We start from the raw sequence: 18070 nt of genomic DNA on the forward strand, positions 1-18070 counted from the left end.
CAGTGGGCTTCACACAAACATTTCCGCCAAGGTGAGAGCCCTCTCCGGCGGAACTGTGGGCAGGTCAACCTCGGCCTCAGACCTAGAAGAAGAGGGGGAAGGGAACTGGGCCTGAGAAGTGGCGCAGACAGCTTGTAGCTCTTGCCAGTAGGGGGCAAGCAAACCCTGCTGATCCGCCGGCAGGGATCCCTGAACCACTGCCCGTAGCTGAGCGAGCGCTTGCGGCAACCCTAGGTACTGTTCCATCGCACCAAGAGTTACCTGCTGCACAGGGGTGGGATCCCCCAGCAACAGGCTCAGGCCCAGGGAGCGCAAGCAAAAGGCCAATTGACGAGCCAAGAGGCGCTGAGCCGGGGTTAGAGAAGGTTCTGCCCCCTCTCTGGCGGGATTGCTGCTGGGCAACGCTGTCGCGACGGGGGTTGGCCCCTGCTGTTGCAAAACCTTTTGGATCCAGGTCAGCTCCTGCTGTTGTAAGACTTGGTAGAGCTCCAGCCGTTCTTCAAAAGAGAGCGAGTAACGAATCAGGTCTTGCAGATCGTCGGGTGTTAGGTAACCCCCTTCTCGATCGGCAATCCGTTCTGGCCAAGAGTGAAGGTCATCCATGGGTGAAGTCTCCTTAGAGCACGGATCGAGAGAGCACAACTGAGAGCCCTGAACAAACCAGAGCTAGAGCAAAGCTCCGCCAAACAAGGCGGCAAAATCCTCAAGAGTAAAGGGATCCTCTGCCGGCAATTCCGGCAGCGGCTCTGAGCGTGGGCAGATGCCCGACCAATTGAAGCCGGCAAAAAACTGTCCCACCGATTGGGCAAAGAGCATGGGGGACTGCGGCGGCGGCTCTTGAGCAAAGGGAGCCTTGGCCGGGGGTCGGTTATCCCAGTTCAACCCCTGCAAAAAGACCGCCAGCGGCTGGGTTAAGTCCAGATCGGTGTCTAAGTTGAAGGTGACCATGGGCGTTTCTCCAAAGTGTCGAGGGATCCCAGAGAGCCTTCAAAAGCCACAAGCAAGCCTCACAACTGGTGCAAACGCTGCTCGATCTCGCGGGCGCTGGCCCCTTCGGTGATCCAAAAATTGGCGGCATCAATGCGTTCTTGCCCGCCCAACAGGAATTTGCAGTAGGTTTCCCCCATGGCGTAGCACTGGATCTCAATGCAGCCCAGTTCTCGCGAGGTCATGGCGGTGAAAAATCCGGCAAACAAACCGGCATAGAGATGGCAAACCGGCTTGCCCACATCCCCTAGGGTGCGAGCCACCATCGAGTCAAACAAGTTGATAAACAGGAAGCCTTTTTGTTTGGATTCGGTTTCCACCTCCCACTTGCCCCAGCCCTGAGCCGTAAAAGGCCACCACCAAGTCTCCAGCAAAAACAAAAGGTTGGACTGTTTTACGCCAATCCCATACTCCCGCTCGTACCACTCGGAGAAGTGCTTGGCATCGCGGATGCCCCAATCTCTGCCAATGGTGTACATCACCGCCGCCGAAGCATCTCCCACTTCCCGTTCCAGGCCTGTTTGCAAGCCCACAATAAAGTCTTCGCTGAGCAGGAGATTTTGTGTGTTGTTCCAGTCGATGATCGTGCCCTGATCTCGGTTGAAGCGGAAGAAATCGCGGTAACTGTAGTGGGCATGCTTGTCGCGGCCCACAGGCATGGTGACTGCAGGACGGGGATCCGGTCGAGATGTGGTGGCCATGGCGCTCTCCTGATAAAAAATGGATGAGTCTAGATCGCGATGCAACAGGATTCGGTGGGATTTAAGGGATCGATAATCGAGTCAGACGATGCAAATGGGCCAATGAGCCAATGAAATGAATAGCTAAACATTTGATAAACTTAGTCGGCTATTCGAGGGATCCAACATTGTTCAATCCTTGGTTGATTGTCTATAAGACAATGCCCGCTGAGCCCAAGGGATCCCTGAACATCGACAATCCATCAAACTTCCCGAGTTTGGGCCAGCGTATTGCCAATGATGCGGAAGTCCTCATTTTCTAGCTGCTTAACAGTAGAGCGAGTGATGATCTTGCCCTGCTCCACCAAAACCTTCCCCGTCCGTGGGTGCAGCAGGTCTTGTTCGGCCCGCCGACCGATGAGCACTTCGATATCCCTCAGCGAGTTCACGTACATCCCCGGCGGCAGCTCCACCACCACGCCATCGGAAACCACCCGCGCCTGACAGGCCAGCCGGGAATTGCTGCGGGCGCTGGTAATGGTCTCCAGAGTCTTGGCCTCGCGGGGGGTGATGGGAGTGAGGCTTTCCATTCCCTCTTTGACGTAAACATGACAGGTGGCGCAGAGGCCGCGACCGTTACATTCCCGCGAAACCTGCAGCTCCTCCGACAAAATGGCCGACAGCAGATTGCTGTAGGTATCGACCTCCGAGACACGAGATAAAGGCTCTAGCCGGATTTGTTTAACCATAGACGGGATCCACATTAAGGGCAGACAAAAAACCCCGGCGGGCAGGATCTACTGCATAAGCAACGCAAACCAATCACAAAAATTGATTGATCCCTTCCCCTGCAGCCCCCTTGCAGGTCTACAGCAACACCTGAGTCCCCAGTCAATCAAACCAGAGCACTTCACCAGAGCACTTCAAATGATGAGCCCTGCACCTGTGACCCTGGGAGAGGCTGCATTCTTTACTTAACTTGTATTCTGGATCTGGAGCAGGTTATTCTGGATGGAAGTGTCATAATACTTAACTACGAATAAACACGGAATTTTTTTATCGGCTAGAAAGTTACAAAGTGAAATCACGTAAATTGGAGAAAATGACGATCCTTTCGTAAATATTTATCGCAGATCTCCCCCGGTCGTTCTGTCGGCAAGGTAAATCTTAAGTAGAACCTTCACGGTCTTTTATTGGCAATTTTGTTACAGAAGGATGTGCTGAAGTCCGCCGTAAAAGCGTATCGAGCCATTTGCTATTCCCTTCATAATTTCTTTAAAGTAGTCCCCCATTTTGTCTGTAAATCGATCTTTTCTGTTTTTGTTGGCTTCGTCGATTGGGAGCTAGGGTTATGGAATCGCGCCAGCGCCGGCAGGATCCGCAAACGTTGCAAAACCTGTTGCGGGCTGCCTACCAACAGCTTTTGGAACGCCAGCCCTACCAGCACGAGAAAGCGGGAGAACTGGAGAAAATCGAGCAGGACTTTCTCCGCGGGCGGATTGGGATCAAACGTTTGGTTCGTCAAATCGGGGGATCCCGGCTCTACCGGCAACTCTTTTTCAGTGCCGGCTGCAACACCCGCTGTGTGGAGCAGGGTTTCAAGCACTTTTTGGGGCGGGCCCCGGCCAGCAAAGCTGAGGTGGCCACCTACCACGACATTTTGGTGCACCAGGGCTTGCAGGCCATGGTCAATGCCTTTATCGACTCGGAGGAGTACCGCCACCAGTTCGGCAACGACCATCTGCCCCACCCCCGTCAACGGCTAAGCGGCCACCCCCCCTTGGCCTACTTGCTGACAAACCAAATGCACCGGCGCCATGAGCTGGGGATACAGGGATCCCCGCTTTTGCACAGTTTGGCGGCGATGGAAGTGGGGATCCCTTAGGCGCTCCTGCTGGGGAGAAAGTCGAGGGTGTAGGCTTGGCCCACATCCAGGTTGGCTTCCACCGTTCCCAGGGCAACCATCTCCCGGAAGTAGGTTTGCCAGCGCTGGCGGGTCATGGCCCCGATCCCCAAAGTGGCTGCATCTCCTGAGGTAAGGATGCCGTAGTCTTTCAAGGCTTGGTGGGCGTAGGCCAGGAGGGCCTCGCTCATGTTGGGGTTGTCTTGGCGGATGAGGCGATTGCCGGGGCGGGGATCCTCTAGGTAGCTCTGCCAGCCCTGGATGGAGGCAGCGACGAATTTTCGCACCTGCTCCGGGTGCTGTTCGGCAAAGGGGCGGGTAGTCTCCAGGGTGGTGGCGTAGGGGGAATAGCCGTAGTCGGCCAGCAGAAAAACGACGGGATCAAAGCCCCCCTCCTGGCGCACGCGGAAGGGCTCGGAGGTCACATAGCCCTGCTGGGCAGAAGACTTGTCCAGCAAGAAGGGCGTGAGGCTGAGGTTGTAGGGGCGCTTCTGCTCGTCGGTAAAGCCAAATTTGGCCCGCAAAAAAGGCCAGTAGGTGAGGTTGGCCCCCGGTGACACCCAGATGGGCTTGCCCCGCAGGTCTTCCAGGCGCTCGATGCCCACCCCTGGATGGGCCAAGAGACACTGGGGATCCTTCTGGAAAAAGGCGGCCACGGTGAGAACAGGGATCCCAGCTTGCAGAGCCGCCAGAGCGTCGGGGCTGCCGCCGAGCACAAAATCTGCCGCTCCCCCGGCTAGCAGTTGCAGCACGTTAACCGCCGTTCCCCCCATGCGGATTTCCACCTGCAGACCGTAGTCGGCGTAGATGCCGGTGGCCAGGGCTTGGTAAAAGCCGCCGTGTTCGGCCTGGGCGTACCAGTTGGTGACCAGTCGCAAGGGCCGGGATCTGGCCGAAGAGGGGCGGGAGCCCGCTCCTACTGCTAGCAGAGCAGCTCCACTGGCCAAAAAACGCCGCCGCGGCCAAGGCTCTGGAGTTACACCGGACATAGGCAGGGATCCTCAGGCCCACGCTTTCAGTATCTCGCAAGTAGACCAGTTTTTCCTCAGGCTGACCACCCCTTGGAAGAGGAGCTGTTGGGAGGCGTCTTCGATTTATATTTGCAAAGCAAGCGGGATCCCCTTCTTACAAGGGGCAAGATCGACATTCCAAGGGGTAGGGCATGGGCAAGGTGTATCTAGTGGGGGCAGGGCTGGGCGGGCGGGCGGGCCTGACGCAGGGAGCACTGGAGATCCTACGGCAGGCTGAGGCTATCTGGATCGACGAGCTGGTGGATGAGCGCTTGTTGGCAGAGTTGCCGCCGCAGGCGCAGGTGTGGCGACGCTCTGGGCCAGGAAGCCTCCAGGAGGGCATCCACTGGCTCATCCAGCGCTGCCGAGAAGGCAAACAGGTGGTTCACCTCAAGTCAGGGGATCCGCTGATTTTTGGCCGCGCCCGCGAAGAGATCCAAGCCCTCAGGGAGGCGGGCTGTCCCTTTGAGATTTGGCCGGGGTTGTCGTCGGCCCTGGCTGGCCCCCTCTGGGCAGGGATCCCCCTGACCGATAAGCACTTAAGCCGCGTTTTTGCCGTGCTGACTGCCCACGATCTAGAGGCCTTGCCCTGGAGCGCCCTGGCCCAGTTGGATACTTTGGTGATTTTGATGGGATCCCGGCAGCGACAGCACATTGGCGCACGGCTGGTGGAGTCTGGGATCCCGGCAGACCGACCGGTGGCCTTGATCTGGGGGGCGGGGCAAGCAGAGCAGCAGGTGTGGGTGGGCACCTTGGCCGAGCTGCAGCAGGGGGAGAGTCAGGCAAAGTTGCCGGGCCTACTGGTGGTTGGGGAGGTGGTGCGGCTGCGGCAGGACTTTTTGCCGGGGATCCCACCCTTGCCGCCACCGGCTCCTTTGGCAGGCAAGACGGTGCTGGTTACCCGTTCTGAGGGGCAATCGCCAGCTTTTTGTGAGTTGCTGCAGGCCCAGGGGGCGCGGGTGCTGGAGATGCCCACCCTGGTGATCCAGCCGCCCACGAGCTGGGATCCCTTGGATACAGCCATTGCCAACCTGGAACAATTCGACTGGCTGCTGCTGACCTCTGCCAATGGAGTGCAGGCTTTCTTTGAGCGGCTGCAGCGGCAGGGGCGAGATAGCCGAGCACTCCACTCCCTGCAAGTGGCGGTGGTGGGATCCAAAACCGCTTCCGTGCTGGCCCAGTACGGCATTCGCCCGGATCTGATGCCCTCCGAGTTTGTGGCCGAAGCCCTGCTACCCATTTGGCCGCAGCCAGTGCAGGGGCAGCGCATCCTCTTTCCCCGCGTTGAGTCAGGAGGGCGGGAGGAGCTGGTACAGGGGTTGCGGCAGCGAGGAGCAGAGGTGGTGGAGGTGGCCGCCTATCAGTCCGCCTGTCCAGCAGCAGCGGATCCCCAGGTCCTGGAAGCTCTTAAAGCCCACCAGGTGGACATCCTCACCTTTGCCAGCTCCAAGACGGTGCAGCATTTTGCCCACTTGATCCGGCAGGCAGGGCTGGGCCCAGAGGTGTGGGATCCACCGGTGCAGATTGCCGCCATCGGCCCCAAAACCGCCGAAACCTGCAAGGCTGCATTTGGTCGAGTGGACATCGCAGCCCAGCAGTATACTTTGGAAGGATTGGTGGAAGCCCTCATCCAAGCGACCAACCGTTCTACCTAGCCTTTTCAGGCCGTTCGCGGTAGCGGTGCAGAGTACCCAGGTGCTCCTCATAGTGAGCCCCCATCAGCCAAACGGAACTCTCCTGGCCCGGCATCCCAATAGATACACCCAGACACCATGTGGCAGACGGCCAAGCTCTACGAAGACATTCTTTACGAAAAAACGGATGGCATTGCCAAGATCACCATCAACCGTCCCCACAAGCGCAACGCCTTCCGCCCCAAAACTGTTGCCGAGCTGATTGATGCGTTTGCCGATGTGCGAGAGGATCCCCGTATCGGGGTGGTGTTGTTGACCGGGGCAGGGCCCCACAGCGACGGCAAGTATGCCTTTTGTGCCGGTGGGGATCAAAGCGTGCGGGGCGAGGCTGGCTATCTGGATGAGGCCGGGATCCCTCGCTTAAACGTGTTGGATTTGCAGCGCATCATTCGCTCCTTGCCCAAGGTGGTGATTGCCCTGGTGGCAGGCTACGCCATCGGGGGTGGCCATGTTTTGCACCTCATCTGCGACCTGACCATTGCCGCCGACAACGCCATCTTTGGGCAAACCGGCCCCAGAGTAGGCAGCTTCGACGGAGGCTTTGGGGCCGCCTACCTGGCGCGGGTGGTGGGGCAAAAAAAAGCCCGCGAGATTTGGTTCCTCTGCCGCCAATACACCGCAGCCCAAGCCCTGGAGATGGGTCTGGTGAATGCGGTGGTGCCGGTGGAAGAGCTGGAAGCTGAAGGGATCCGCTGGGCGCAAGAAATTCTCCAGCACAGCCCCTTAGCCATCCGCTGCCTCAAAGCCGCCTTCAACGCCGACTGCGATGGGCAGGTGGGGCTGCAGGAGCTGGCCGGAGATGCGACGTTGCTGTTCTACATGACCGAAGAAGCTGCTGAGGGCAAACGCGCCTTTTTGGAAAAGCGCCCACCTAACTTTCGCCAGTTTCCCTGGCTGCCATAGTTTGTTTGTTTTCATTAATTCCACTTCCCCGAAGGGAAGCGACTGCCTATCTACTCTTTTTACTCCTGCTCTTAGCCTTCCCGTTTCTCTGGTTGGTGGTTACCCTAGATGCGGTTCAAGTTGCTGTTGCAAAGCTCGGATTTTCTCCTAACCTATCTCTTGTGCTGCTGACCCTAGTAATTATTGGGAGTACGATTAATATCCCCCTTTATGAGAGAGTTTCCAAAGTAGCTATGGTACCTGATTCGGATCGATTGTGGACGATGCGCTTCTTTTGGGGTATTCCCTTAAGGCGAATTGAACAGAAAACGATTGTGGCGTTGAATGTCGGGGGTGGTCTGATTCCAACCCTATTGGCCATTTATCAGTTTACCCGTGTTTCGCCAATTTTGATTGTGCTTGTCACGGCTGTGGTGACAATAGTTAGTTATTATTCTGCCCAGGTGGTGCCGAGGATTGGGATTCAAATGAATGCCTTGATTGCTCCCCTAACGGCGGCGATGACTTCTGTGCTATTAACGGCGGGGTCTGATGTTGTGGCAGCACCGATTGCCTTTGCTGGCGGTGTATTGGGAACACTAATTGGGGCTGACCTGTTACACCTGCCCCAAATTGAGCGGATGACTCCAGGCATTCTTAGTATTAGTGGGGCTGGGGTTTTTGATGGTATTGCGCTGTGCGGTTTATTCGCCGTTTTGCTGACTTAGAAATTACTCAGAAATTCCAACAATTCACTTAATTGGTACATTCGGTTGGCTCGTAATTTATTCTGAAAAACGTTCTGAACAACACGACTTATCCCTAAAATTGATCCCCCATTAAGGTGGTTTTTCTACCCACTCGTACAGTTCTAAATCCGTTGAGGCGCAGGAGTGACAGCCCCCACACTTCCGCTGGTGTACGGGGCGCACCCGCCCTTTGCGAATTAATACATCCAGGATCGGACGGAGGGCATCGGCATCCATTTGCCAGTGTTGACATAATTTGGTCAACGAAACTTGCCGGTGCGTTTGCAGATAACGTTGTAGGTCTTGCAAGAGCATCCCTTACCTCCCGGAGGGTACCCGCCGCAAACGGGGGCTACTGACGGCACGCAATCCCCACAAAACCCCCAACTGTACCAGCATGAGTCCCAATACCCACAACAGGGAACGTGCGGGGTGTTCATTAAAAGTCATGAACTGGTAATAAAAGGTGGCAACCCAATAGGCTAGCCCGGTTGTCCAGCCAGCAACAAACACCGTCCAGCCCAGATTGGTTTCCCGATAAACCGCCGCCGTTGCCGACACACAGGGGAAATACAGCAGGACAAACAGCAAAAACGCAATCGCCGCCGTGGTACTGCCAAAGCGGGAAGCCATCTGCCCAAAGATGGTTGTATGCACGCCTAATTCTGCGGCCACTGCCTCCTGATCCCCACTGTCAGCAACCACCCCCAACCCGATTGGGTCCAGCAACTGTTGCCCCAAGGCCGCCATATTGCGGGGAATGCTGGTCACTGCTTCCTGGAGACCCCCCCACAGGTCAAACTCTGCCGGTGGTTCCCCAACCTCTGCCGCTTCCGCCTGCGCCAACTGCCCATAGAGGGAATTCATCGTCCCCACCATCACCTCCTTGGCAAACGTCCCGGTAAATATCCCCACCGTTGCGGGCCAATTCTCCGGTCGCACCCCCATCGGTGCAAATACTGGCGTAATCTGCCGACCAACCGCACTGAGCAGGGAATCGGTACTGTCCTGTTTCCCAAAGGAACCATCCGTTCCCACCGAATTTAACAAGCCCAAAATCATCACCATCACGATAATCATCCGCCCCGCTTTGGTAATAAACGCTTGCAACCGTCCCCAGGCGTGGATGGCTACCCCCTTGAGCGTGGGCAAATGGTAGGGCGGCAATTCCATAATGAAGGGAGCCGCTATCCCCTGTAGCAGGGTGCTTTTCATCACCAAACCCGTAAACACCGCCGCCCCAATCCCAATCAGGTAGAGCAGAAACACCACATTTTGGGCATTTTTCGGAAAAAACGCCGCCCCAAACAGGGCATACACGGACAGCCGCGCCCCGCAGGACATAAACGGGTTCATCAGAATCGTCATCAACCGATCCCGCCGATTTTCCAGGGTACGGGTCGCCATAATGGCGGGGATATTGCACCCAAACCCCACCAGCATCGGCACAAAGGACTTCCCCGGCAAGCCAATCCACCGCATCAGCCGGTCCATCACAAACGCCGCCCGCGCTAAATACCCCGAATCCTCCAACACCGATAACAAAACAAACAACAAGCCAATTTGGGGAATAAACGTCGCCGTTGTCTGAATGCCACCCCCCACCCCATCTGCCAACAGCCCAATCAGCCAGCCGGGAGCGTGGAGTTGTTGCAACACATGCGCCGTGCCGTCCACCGCAATCGTGCCCACCCCTATATCAAAAAAATCAATAAACACACCCCCCACGTTAATAGCGATGAAAAACATGACATACATAATCACTAGGAAGATGGGAATTCCTAACCAACGGTGCAACACCCAGCGGTCAATCCGCTCCGAAATGGTTTGGCTGACCTGCCCAGGCAGAGTAACTGTCGCCGTCACCACCTCCCGAATCCAGGTGTAACGGACATCAGCAATCAATAGGTCAATCTCTTCCCCCAGGGTTTGGAGCATCTCCTGCCGGTACTGCTGGAAACGGCTTGGTAATGCCGGTGAGTCGTTCGCCCTATCCGCCGATTGCAACCAGTACAGCACTGCCCAAGGGGAACCCAGCCCTTCCTCGTGGGACAGTTCGGTAAACGCCTGCTCTATCAGCGGGGGATAAACGGGGCGCACCCCCGACCCCTGCGGCTGGGTCAATGCCTGCCGGATGACTGCCTTAAGTTCTGCCACCCCCCGCCCCCGATGGGCGCACAAAGGCACCACCGGACAGCCCAACCGCCGTTGCAACCCGGCGAGGTCAATCCGCATCCCCCGCCCCGCCGCCTGGTCCATCATGTTCAGGGCAAGCACCAGCGGCACCCCCATCTCCAAAAGCTGGGTGGTCAGGTAAAGATTCCGCTCCAGATTGCTGGCATCCAGGATATTCACCACCAGGTTGGCTTCACCGCTGAGCAGGTAATCCCGTGCCACCTGTTCATCCAGCCCCGTGCCCCCCGCTGCCACATCCAGGGAATAAATCCCCGGCAAATCCACCACCGTCACCGTTTGCCCCTGATCCCGGTAGGTGCCCTCCTTGCGTTCCACCGTCACCCCTGCCCAGTTGCCCACCCGTTGGCGTGCCCCCGTCAAGGCATTGAATAGGGTCGTTTTCCCACAGTTGGGATTTCCCAGTAAGGCAATCGTCCGCTTGCTCATTGCCCATCGCTCCCTAAATTTGCTTCTCCCTCCACCGGCACCACCTGCAACACCGCCGCTTCCCCTTTCCGCAGACTCAGGGCAAACCCCCGCACCTCAATTTCCGTCGGGTCTCCCAAGGGCGCATGGCGTTTCACCTGCAGGATCGTCCCCGGCGTTAAGCCCATCCCCAGCAATTTCCGCTTGTAATCCCCCGCTCCCGGCGCATAGCCCACCACCCGCACCCGACTGCCAATAGTCGCCTCCCCCAAGGTCATCCTGGGCATTGCCGCCTCCCATCGCTCGACACCAATCCGTTCCGCCATACCCGCCCCCAACCCCCACCGCTGACCTTGACATTCCACCAGCACCGACCCGGAATCCAGATGGCTCAGCACCGTCAGCACCGCCCCCTGGGTGATGCCCATGCCCACCAACCGGGGATTCGCCTCGCCGCAATCCACCCGCACCACCCGCACCCGTTCCCCTGCCCGCATTTGAGATAGGGGCATTATTTGCAAATTACCTTCACTAGCAATTCCCGGCTTAGCCCGGCTCACTGCCGCCTCGTTGACATAGGTAAAACCCAGTTTTTGACCGTTATTTCCCGGCTGACTCCCTGAATGTGGCACCAGAACCTCCTTGATTATTAGTGGCGTTTGTAATAACTTTAGACCTGAACATAATAAATATTATTCTCAATTAAAACTAATGAATATTATTCTCAATTAAAACACAAAGGCAACCCGACGGCGCCCCTGCCTTAAGCAAGTTTTAATGCTCAGGACGCCAAATTGTTATCAAATATTACGGATGGGATGGATTATAACTGGGAGGATTCTTGGGAGCGATTGTTTTGCAATGTACTGCCAATACCCTGCAAAATCCCCCGCCCAATCAAGCCCAAGCCCCGCCCAATGATCCGGGTGAGCAGATAGGCGCTGGTACGACCAATGTAGTTTGCCACCGCCCGCAGTACGGGTGCCACCGCATCCTGAAACTCCAACCAGAGGGTGACCAGCCAGGGAATGCCCCCGAGTTGCGCCAGTTCCGCCGTGCGCCCCGCATACACCGGGTACTGGACAATCGTTTGGTCTTGGATACGCAACAGTTGATAACAACTCTCAAAAATCGCCCGGGGTTCGTCCCAGTAGCGTTGCCAGCGGTAGCGTTGGGAAAGTTGGTTGCGGAGCCGTTCGGTTTCCCGGGTAGAGAGCAGGTTGCGGCGATAAAACCGTTGCTTCACCGATTCATGGTGGGGAAAGCAGTTGAGCAGGGGTTGCACCACCCCGTTGGCGACCTGGATCACCAGATTTTCCAGGAGGATGGCGGCAAAGTTACTGCAGGAGCTGGGATCCCAATTTGGGAAGCTTGCGAACCCTAAATGCCTGGGGACTTGCTGGGTGGGCTTTCTTCGGCTACTGCTTGCCTGCGTCGATCCCCGATGCCGCAATCACCACAGCATTCCGGTCGCTTGAAGTCGTCCCAATGGATGCAAGCCCGGCAGCCTTTCAGCATTTCCGGCCAGCGCTCCCGAATCAACAGTTGCCGCAGTTTGACTTCCCGTGACTCCTGAAAGGGGTGTTGGAATTGATCCATAGCTATTGGGTTTCCCAGCTCTCTTATCTGGTATAAAAGCAGATTTGAGTTTGGGATCGAGAAATATCAGTATAGCTTAAGGTTTGGGTGACCCAATCTTTTCTGCTGGTTCTAAGACAGCCGAGATAAATCAATCCACTTTTATCCATCACCTTAGGAAAAGATTTACCAAAAAAATGTAAACAGTTTACACAAAACTTAGCCCATTTTTTCTCCGCTCAAAACAAAGGTGGGATCCAGTGCCAGCAGCATTTGAGTCCGACCGCGGTGTTCCAGGCGGTTCACCGCCGATTGAATCACCTCCACATGATGAGCCCGCACAGCGGCCAGGCCGGCAGAAAGGCCGTAGAGCCCATCCAAAGAGTTGGTCGTCGCCACGACCCGCCCGTTGGGGCTGAGATGGCTCCAGCAGGCTTCCAAGATCTCGCGTAGGGGGTGGCCTCCCTCAATGCAGATGCGATCCGGTGCCGGAGAAAGGTGTTGCAGACAATCGGGGGCAGTACCTTGAATCACCTGCACGTTGGCGAGGCCAAATTTCCGGCAATTGCTCTCGATCAGGCTGACCACCTCTGCATCTCGCTCGATGGCGATCACGCGAGCTTTGGGGCACAGAATGGCTGCTTCAATGGCAATGGTGCCGGTTCCGGCGCCGATATCCCATAGGCAGTGGTTCTCTCCCAGGCGCAACTGGCTTAGCACCAACACGCGCACCTCACGAGGGCTCATCGGGATCCCTGGGATGCGTTCAAAGGCAGAGTCTGGGATCCCTGGGGTGCGGTAGGGCCAAGAGAAGGCGGCTGACATGGGTAAAGTACCGTTGCAGAGGAAGTTTGTCTATACATATCCCTCAGGATAGAGCGAATGCTCAACAGGCCATCTCCAACCTGATAGGGGTGCCGCTTCTCCCGCCCAATCATTGCCCAGATGGGCACCACAAACGCCCTCTGAGCTCAACGGAGTGGTTGGAGCAATTCCCAACCGGCAAAGCTGCAGTCCAAAACCAAAATGATCCTGCCCCCTTGAGGAATCGAGTTGGACACTAGGGAAGTTCTGGAGATAAGCGGGATCCCTTTTACCCAAGAGCTCATTTTGCGCCGGATGTAGCTGGTGCTGCCGGAAAAAGTTGTAGTTGGGGCAATGTTCAGTACAAGAGGATCTTAAGAACGTTTCCTTGAACTGGAGCCTATCAAACCATCCATCCAAAGAATAAGCTTTGCTCGCAGATACAGCCAAATCTCATCATTTGCCCGCAACAGGAATAGAACATATAGGCTCAATACGACGAAAACACACAGGTTCCCTAAAAAAGTGTAGGTTTGGATAATTCGATCGGTGCTCCAGCCAAAGTCGTAGTTTAGGCGGTTCATATCCCCCCTGGCATCTCCTTGGCCGCCCAACAAAGTTCCCCAGGGAACCTCGGCCAATCCCAGTCTGATGCTGTGCCATTCCCAAAAGCTTCTCCACAGGCTGCTGCTCGCGATCCCCAGCACGACAAATCGCAAAGAGTCCCATCGCCAACGATCTGGCAAGGGAAAATAAAAGCTGGCCATCAGAAAGGTGCTGAGATAAAATTCTCCTCCAACGCCGCTAAAGACAAACAACATCTCCCAGGTGCGATTGGGCATCAGCCAGGTCATGTAAAACTGCAATAGAGCAAGAAAGATGGCCAGCACCTGCAGCCACCCAATCCGCTCCTTGCGGGCTGACCAGAAGAGTAGAATCAGTAAAAAGAGGATTCCAAAATACACAAAGGGATCCCTCTGCGAGCTAACGCTTGTCCAGCCGATGGGCAGAGGCAAAGCCCGATACCCGCTCCACCAGGCGACGGTGGCATGGCCAAGTTCGTGGATCCAAATGTGAAGAGGCAAATGCAACAACTGCAACAAGCCTATGTTGTTCACCATCAGGGCCACCGCAAACGCAGCCGGGTAAGCCCAAGCGTTCACCGACCAGTTGCCAAAAGAAAACCGATCCCAACGCCGCCGGGATCCCAGCTTTAGGCTCTGCCGCCAGAGCAAACGTGAGCCGCGGAAAGCGCAAATTTCCACTTGCTCCAGCCGTGGGATCCGCAGTTGCTTCAAGATCAGAAACAGTTGGGCAGCGGCAACTTGGGGGGAGAGCGCAGGCTGGTACAGGGATCCCAGCAGGTGGACGTGCAGGGTCTCGTCGGCAAAGTCTACTCGAGCACACCAGCGACGCCGCAGCAGCTCCATCCGCACAACCTGCACAATCGACTGGGCGTGTCCAGCTCGGGCCAGGGTTAGGAGATCCGGTGGTTTGGGCATCCCAAGATACCTCGCCGGAGAACAAGCAGGAAGAAGAAGGGGCGAGCCTCTACCCATCATCCCCCAGCCCTGCAGGCAAGAGCGGAATTGCGCTCCTTCCCAGGCTGCTCCGAGGGCAGGTTGGTATAGTTGAGGGCAGCAGGTGTGGGGAGTGGATGGAAGGTCATGCCTGAATTCGGCAAGCCGAGGTCAAGGCGGATATGGGGGGCGATGCTGCTGTTGAGCTTGGCGGGAGCAGGACTGTTTCCCCCTCCCTCTGTCCAGGCCCAGACGACCACAATCCCAGGGTTATCTCGCATCGACCGCTGGCACTACGACCCTCAGCAGGGGCGGCTGGAAGTCAATACACAGGGAGAGGTGCGGCCTTTCCTGTTTGTTCTGCAAAACCCCCCCAGAGTGGTGCTGGATTTTCCCAACACCCGCTTCGGACGGGAGCCCCAGACCCAGACCTTTGCAGGCCGTGTCGCCTCTGTGCAGATTAGCCAGCTTACGGATACCATCACCCGTTTTGTGCTCTATCTGCAGCCGGATCAGCCCCTCAGCCTTAACCACCTGCAACTGCTCACCGCCGGCCCCTCCCGCTGGGCCGTTCAATTCACCCAGGCCGCTCCCCCTTCGCCGCTGTTTCCCCCCTCATCTGCCGGCTCATCAGCTCCCATCCCACTGCCCCAGAGCCAAGCTGTCGGATCCCCCCCACCCCTGCCTGTCTCCCGCTCCGGCCATCAAATTTTAGAGGTATCCCCGCAAGCAGAAGGCTTTTTTATCCGTACCCAAGGCAGCCCCTCCACTACGGTGCGGCGCATCCTCGATCCGGATCGGGTAGTGGTGGATTTTCTCAACACCACCCTCAGCCCTGCCCTCACCCAGCGAGCTTATGTCATCAACCGTCTGGGGGTTTCGCGGCTGCGTATCGGGCAGTTTGAGCCCACCGTTGCTCGGGTAGTGCTGGATGTGGATTCCTCCGGTGGCGACTGGGAAGCCCGCTACGACCCACAGCGAGGTGGGATCTGGATCCAGCCTGCCGGCGGTGCTGCCCAGGCCAGCCTTTTGCCCGAGGTCAGCTCTGTCAACAGCAGTGGGCCGCTGGCCACGTTGCAATCGGTTCAGCTCCAGGGCAACCGGTTGATCATCAGCGCCGATGGATTCATGTTCTACCGGGCCGGCTGGGATCCCGAGAGTGGTGGCTACCGCATCAACGTGGCGCCCGCTCGCCTGCCCCAGTCTATGCCGGATCCCGGCTTGCCGGTTGGAGGGCCGGTGGAGCGGATCCGCTTTGTCCAGGAAGATGCCCGCACGGTCAGCATTCTGGTGCAGCCCGCCGAGGAGTTCAATGTCTTCGAGCCCAACCCCGGCCAGGGATCCCGCCGCATTACCTTGGAGCTGCGACCTCTGAATGCTCCTCCACCAATACCTCAGCCGCAGACGCCCGGCCCTGCCTCCCCTTCCACCCCCCAATCTCTGAACCGGACGGTCATTGCCATCGACCCCGGCCACGGGGGACGGGATCCCGGTGCCATCGGGGTGGATGGGATCCAGGAGAAGGACATCGTGCTCTCTATTTCCCACCAGGTACGACGACTGTTGCAGGAGCGGGGGTACGGGGTGGTGATGACCCGCACCGATGACCGGGAAGTGCTGCTGCAACCGCGGGTGGATATGGCCGTTCAGGCCAACGCTGCCCTCCTGGTGAGCATTCATGCCAACGCCCTGGATCGCTCCGGCATTCACGGCATCGAGACCTATTACCTGCGACCCGATAGCGCCGAGCTGGCCGCCATCTTACACCGCAGCTTGGTCAGGGCTACCGGCGCTGCTGACCGGGGGGTGAGACGGGCCCGCTTTTTTATGGTGCGGGAAACACCTGTGGGTATGCCCTCCGTGCTGCTGGAGTTGGGATATGTAACCAACCCAACCGAAGGGCGAAAATTGGCTACTGCCGAATATCAGGCTATTTTGGCGCGGGCTATTGCCGATGGTATTGAGACCTTCTTGCGCAGCCGCTAGCCGTTGGCTGAGCTTGTTCATGTCTATCGGATCTCTCAATTGATCCTTAACTGATCGAATTGACGATCCAGTTGGCCCAGTTGATCTCAGAGGGAAGGCAGGAAATCTGTCGCCGAGATTCTCGAAAGCAGGGTAGGATACAGCAGCTTAGGCCAAGGTGTTGAGGAGAATGGAGCATGCAGTGGGAGTGGAAATCAGAGCCAGATCCCAGTTGGCCAATTGGGGTGTTTGACAGCGGCTTGGGCGGGCTGACGGTTTGGCGAGCCTTACGCCGCCGACTCCCCCAGGAACGGCTCATCTACTTCGGCGACACAGCGCGGTTGCCCTATGGGGAACGCTCGCCAGAGGAGATCCTGGCCTTTGTGCGGCAAATTCTGACATGGATGCAGGCGCAGCCGGTGAAGCTGGTGGTGATGGCCTGCAATACCAGCTCGGCCTTGGCTCTGGACCACGTGCGGCAGGAGTTTGCCCTGCCCGTTCTGGGGTTGATCCTGCCCGGCGCCCAGGCAGCACTGGCCCAAGGATCCCGCATTGGGGTGCTCGCCACGGTGGCCACGGTCAAGAGTCGCGCTTACTCAAGAGCCATTCAAGAGTACAGCGCTCTGGATCCCAAACGTTTTCCGTACCCCGTTTACTGTTGGGAGCAGGCCTGCCCTGAGTTCGTCCCTCTCATTGAAGCCGGATGGCTGGATAGCCCTGCTCTGCGACAGGCGGCTGAACGCTACCTGCAACCGCTGTTGCAACAGGGGATCGATACTCTTGTCTATGGCTGTACTCACTACCCCCTGCTGGATCCAATCCTGAAGCCTTTGCTGCCGTCCTCGGTCAAACGGGTAGATCCAGGGATGGCGCTGGTGGGATCCCTGGCCCGCGAATTGAGCTTGTGGGGCTTGCGCCGCCCCTCGACCGCTGCCCAGGAGGAACCCCACCGTTTCTGTGTGAGCGGGGATCCAGAGCGGTTTGCCCAGTTGGCCGCCCCTTGGTTGGGCTTTCGGCCCCAGGTGGAGCGGGTGGAATTGCCGGCTTTGGATGTCAGCAACTCCCTCCGCCCCTGAGCGCCCTTCTCCTCGGGGATAAAGATTGGGGGCCCCTCAACGGGTCATCACCTGCAAGGGGAAACGTTCCGCCAACTCCCCTTCCACCTTGGGTAGCCATTCCTCTTGGAACACCCACACCTGCCCCTGCTGTACACGGCCATCGGGGTTTTGCGTCAGCTCCAGCCAGTACACAAATTGGTTTCCCCGCAGCACCACCCCTTGGATGGCAAGGGCCAAGGTATAGCCCGGACTGCCTGCCAGAGCTTCTGGGGATGGGTAGCGAATCACCTCCACTGCCTGATCCAGATCGGCGGCGATCTCCGGCCCATAGACATCGCGAATGGCTTGAAAGAGATCCTCTGCTGTCAGTCCTTGGGGGCGAAAGAACGTCATCCGTTCCGAGCGAATCGTCTCCCGATCCAGCGGGTTGATGATCCGTCCCGGCGGAGCCACCGAAGCCAAGAACGTAAAGCGGGATCCATCTGGCTCCACTCGGTTGATGTTCAGGGTTTCGCCCGGACGGGGCCGCAGCACAGGATTGTCCCTCACCCAGGCTGCCGCTTGATCCGGAGATTGCCCAGGGATCCCCCAAGCTGCCGACCGAAGGCCCGCCACTGCCCAGCAGGCCATTGCCAAACC

General features: G+C 57.6%; 19 protein-coding genes. 6 read left to right on the forward strand and 13 right to left on the reverse strand.

Annotated features, from left to right (window positions below):
- Positions 1-9 precede the first annotated feature (9 nt).
- The 4 genes from ACVWVQ_RS02950 to ACVWVQ_RS02965 all read right to left on the reverse strand — a co-directional run bounded on the left by ACVWVQ_RS02950 (position 10) and on the right by ACVWVQ_RS02965 (position 2416).
- On the reverse strand, positions 10-603 hold the full coding sequence (locus ACVWVQ_RS02950) for a globin family protein (RefSeq protein ID WP_414406981.1): 594 nt from the start codon (positions 601-603) through the stop codon (positions 10-12).
- Between the two features lie 63 nt (positions 604-666).
- Complete coding sequence (locus ACVWVQ_RS02955; RefSeq protein ID WP_414331880.1) at positions 667-948, reverse strand: hypothetical protein; 282 nt, start codon at positions 946-948, stop codon at positions 667-669.
- 59 nt (positions 949-1007) lie between these two features.
- Positions 1008-1688, reverse strand: a complete 681-nt coding sequence (locus ACVWVQ_RS02960) for a V4R domain-containing protein (RefSeq protein WP_457466734.1) — start codon at positions 1686-1688, stop codon at positions 1008-1010.
- A gap of 242 nt (positions 1689-1930) precedes the next feature.
- The gene (locus tag ACVWVQ_RS02965) at positions 1931-2416 is read right to left on the reverse strand and encodes a 2Fe-2S iron-sulfur cluster-binding protein (RefSeq protein ID WP_414331883.1); all 486 of its coding nucleotides are present in this window, start codon (positions 2414-2416) and stop codon (positions 1931-1933) included.
- A 602-nt stretch (positions 2417-3018) separates the two neighbouring features.
- Between ACVWVQ_RS02965 and ACVWVQ_RS02970 the strand changes: the two genes are divergently transcribed.
- Positions 3019-3552, forward strand: a complete 534-nt coding sequence (locus tag ACVWVQ_RS02970) for a phycobilisome rod-core linker polypeptide (RefSeq protein WP_457506793.1) — start codon at positions 3019-3021, stop codon at positions 3550-3552.
- Here ACVWVQ_RS02970 and ACVWVQ_RS02975 read toward each other — a convergent pair.
- Positions 3549-4559 (reverse strand): ABC transporter substrate-binding protein, encoded by a 1011-nt coding sequence (locus ACVWVQ_RS02975; protein WP_457506795.1) that lies wholly within the window; start codon positions 4557-4559, stop codon positions 3549-3551. The genes ACVWVQ_RS02970 and ACVWVQ_RS02975 overlap by 4 nt on opposite strands.
- Before the next feature lie 173 nt (positions 4560-4732).
- Here ACVWVQ_RS02975 and cobA point away from each other — a divergent pair, with 173 nt between their 5' ends.
- The 3 genes from cobA (at position 4733) to ACVWVQ_RS02990 (ending at position 7884) form a co-directional block, all read left to right on the forward strand.
- Positions 4733-6235 (forward strand): uroporphyrinogen-III C-methyltransferase, encoded by a 1503-nt coding sequence (gene cobA / locus ACVWVQ_RS02980; protein ID WP_457506797.1) that lies wholly within the window; start codon positions 4733-4735, stop codon positions 6233-6235.
- Positions 6236-6352: 117 nt separating this feature from the next.
- Positions 6353-7177: a 1,4-dihydroxy-2-naphthoyl-CoA synthase gene (menB, locus tag ACVWVQ_RS02985; protein WP_414400718.1), complete on the forward strand. Its 825-nt coding sequence runs from the start codon at positions 6353-6355 to the stop codon at positions 7175-7177.
- Positions 7178-7182: 5 nt separating this feature from the next.
- Positions 7183-7884, forward strand: coding sequence for a DUF1614 domain-containing protein (locus tag ACVWVQ_RS02990; RefSeq protein ID WP_457506799.1), 702 nt, complete (start codon positions 7183-7185; stop codon positions 7882-7884).
- 111 nt (positions 7885-7995) lie between these two features.
- Here ACVWVQ_RS02990 and ACVWVQ_RS02995 read toward each other — a convergent pair whose 3' ends face one another.
- The 7 genes from ACVWVQ_RS02995 to ACVWVQ_RS03025 form a co-directional block, all read right to left on the reverse strand.
- A complete protein-coding gene (locus ACVWVQ_RS02995; protein WP_457402926.1) occupies positions 7996-8220 on the reverse strand; it encodes a FeoC-like transcriptional regulator in 225 nt (74 codons plus the stop codon).
- A gap of 3 nt (positions 8221-8223) precedes the next feature.
- On the reverse strand, positions 8224-10527 hold the full coding sequence (feoB, locus tag ACVWVQ_RS03000) for a Fe(2+) transporter permease subunit FeoB (protein ID WP_457466737.1): 2304 nt from the start codon (positions 10525-10527) through the stop codon (positions 8224-8226).
- Positions 10524-11018, reverse strand: coding sequence for a ferrous iron transport protein A (locus ACVWVQ_RS03005; protein ID WP_457506801.1), 495 nt, complete (start codon positions 11016-11018; stop codon positions 10524-10526). Before ACVWVQ_RS03005 ends, feoB begins: the two co-directional genes overlap by 4 nt.
- Positions 11019-11329: 311 nt before the next feature.
- Positions 11330-11959 carry a DUF3685 domain-containing protein gene (locus ACVWVQ_RS03010; RefSeq protein WP_457466739.1) on the reverse strand — a complete coding sequence of 210 codons (630 nt, stop codon included), beginning with the start codon at positions 11957-11959 and terminating at the stop codon, positions 11330-11332.
- Positions 11887-12105: a hypothetical protein gene (locus tag ACVWVQ_RS03015; protein WP_011432028.1), complete on the reverse strand. Its 219-nt coding sequence runs from the start codon at positions 12103-12105 to the stop codon at positions 11887-11889. The genes ACVWVQ_RS03010 and ACVWVQ_RS03015 overlap by 73 nt, the downstream gene beginning before the upstream one ends.
- A 198-nt stretch (positions 12106-12303) precedes the next feature.
- Positions 12304-12909 (reverse strand): precorrin-6Y C5,15-methyltransferase subunit CbiT, encoded by a 606-nt coding sequence (gene cbiT / locus ACVWVQ_RS03020; RefSeq protein WP_457466740.1) that lies wholly within the window; start codon positions 12907-12909, stop codon positions 12304-12306.
- Between the two features lie 353 nt (positions 12910-13262).
- Complete coding sequence (locus tag ACVWVQ_RS03025; RefSeq protein ID WP_457466741.1) at positions 13263-14390, reverse strand: hypothetical protein; 1128 nt, start codon at positions 14388-14390, stop codon at positions 13263-13265.
- A 210-nt stretch (positions 14391-14600) separates the two neighbouring features.
- On the opposite strand from ACVWVQ_RS03025, the gene ACVWVQ_RS03030 reads away from it, so the two are divergent.
- Together ACVWVQ_RS03030 and murI are read left to right on the forward strand one after the other, a co-directional pair.
- Positions 14601-16394, forward strand: a complete 1794-nt coding sequence (locus tag ACVWVQ_RS03030) for an N-acetylmuramoyl-L-alanine amidase (RefSeq protein WP_457466742.1) — start codon at positions 14601-14603, stop codon at positions 16392-16394.
- Positions 16395-16570: 176 nt separating this feature from the next.
- The gene (gene murI / locus ACVWVQ_RS03035) at positions 16571-17449 is read left to right on the forward strand and encodes a glutamate racemase (protein ID WP_457466743.1); all 879 of its coding nucleotides are present in this window, start codon (positions 16571-16573) and stop codon (positions 17447-17449) included.
- Between the two features lie 36 nt (positions 17450-17485).
- On the opposite strand, the gene ACVWVQ_RS03040 is transcribed toward murI, so the two are convergent.
- A complete protein-coding gene (locus ACVWVQ_RS03040; protein WP_457466757.1) occupies positions 17486-18061 on the reverse strand; it encodes a hypothetical protein in 576 nt (191 codons plus the stop codon).
- Positions 18062-18070 lie beyond the last annotated feature (9 nt).

The organism is Thermostichus sp. MS-CIW-36 (assembly GCF_054059035.1).

What these genes read in the sequence shown, in the direction of transcription:
- ACVWVQ_RS03030 (WP_457466742.1), top strand. Translation starts at nt 14,601, where the DNA reads ATGCTGCTGTTGAGCTTGGCGGGAGCAGGACTGTTTCCCCCTCCCTCT.
- ACVWVQ_RS02995 (WP_457402926.1), bottom strand. Translation starts at nt 8,220, where the DNA reads ATGCTCTTGCAAGACCTACAACGTTATCTGCAAACGCACCGGCAAGTT.
- ACVWVQ_RS03015 (WP_011432028.1), bottom strand. Translation starts at nt 12,105, where the DNA reads ATGGATCAATTCCAACACCCCTTTCAGGAGTCACGGGAAGTCAAACTG.
- cbiT (WP_457466740.1), bottom strand. Translation starts at nt 12,909, where the DNA reads ATGTCAGCCGCCTTCTCTTGGCCCTACCGCACCCCAGGGATCCCAGAC.
- menB (WP_414400718.1), top strand. Translation starts at nt 6,353, where the DNA reads ATGTGGCAGACGGCCAAGCTCTACGAAGACATTCTTTACGAAAAAACG.
- ACVWVQ_RS03005 (WP_457506801.1), bottom strand. Translation starts at nt 11,018, where the DNA reads ATGCCCCTATCTCAAATGCGGGCAGGGGAACGGGTGCGGGTGGTGCGG.
- ACVWVQ_RS02975 (WP_457506795.1), bottom strand. Translation starts at nt 4,559, where the DNA reads ATGTCCGGTGTAACTCCAGAGCCTTGGCCGCGGCGGCGTTTTTTGGCC.
- ACVWVQ_RS02950 (WP_414406981.1), bottom strand. Translation starts at nt 603, where the DNA reads ATGGATGACCTTCACTCTTGGCCAGAACGGATTGCCGATCGAGAAGGG.
- ACVWVQ_RS02960 (WP_457466734.1), bottom strand. Translation starts at nt 1,688, where the DNA reads ATGGCCACCACATCTCGACCGGATCCCCGTCCTGCAGTCACCATGCCT.
- cobA (WP_457506797.1), top strand. Translation starts at nt 4,733, where the DNA reads ATGGGCAAGGTGTATCTAGTGGGGGCAGGGCTGGGCGGGCGGGCGGGC.
- ACVWVQ_RS02970 (WP_457506793.1), top strand. Translation starts at nt 3,019, where the DNA reads ATGGAATCGCGCCAGCGCCGGCAGGATCCGCAAACGTTGCAAAACCTG.
- ACVWVQ_RS02965 (WP_414331883.1), bottom strand. Translation starts at nt 2,416, where the DNA reads ATGGTTAAACAAATCCGGCTAGAGCCTTTATCTCGTGTCTCGGAGGTC.
- murI (WP_457466743.1), top strand. Translation starts at nt 16,571, where the DNA reads ATGCAGTGGGAGTGGAAATCAGAGCCAGATCCCAGTTGGCCAATTGGG.
- feoB (WP_457466737.1), bottom strand. Translation starts at nt 10,527, where the DNA reads ATGAGCAAGCGGACGATTGCCTTACTGGGAAATCCCAACTGTGGGAAA.
- ACVWVQ_RS03040 (WP_457466757.1), bottom strand. Translation starts at nt 18,061, where the DNA reads ATGGCCTGCTGGGCAGTGGCGGGCCTTCGGTCGGCAGCTTGGGGGATC.
- ACVWVQ_RS03025 (WP_457466741.1), bottom strand. Translation starts at nt 14,390, where the DNA reads ATGCCCAAACCACCGGATCTCCTAACCCTGGCCCGAGCTGGACACGCC.
- ACVWVQ_RS02955 (WP_414331880.1), bottom strand. Translation starts at nt 948, where the DNA reads ATGGTCACCTTCAACTTAGACACCGATCTGGACTTAACCCAGCCGCTG.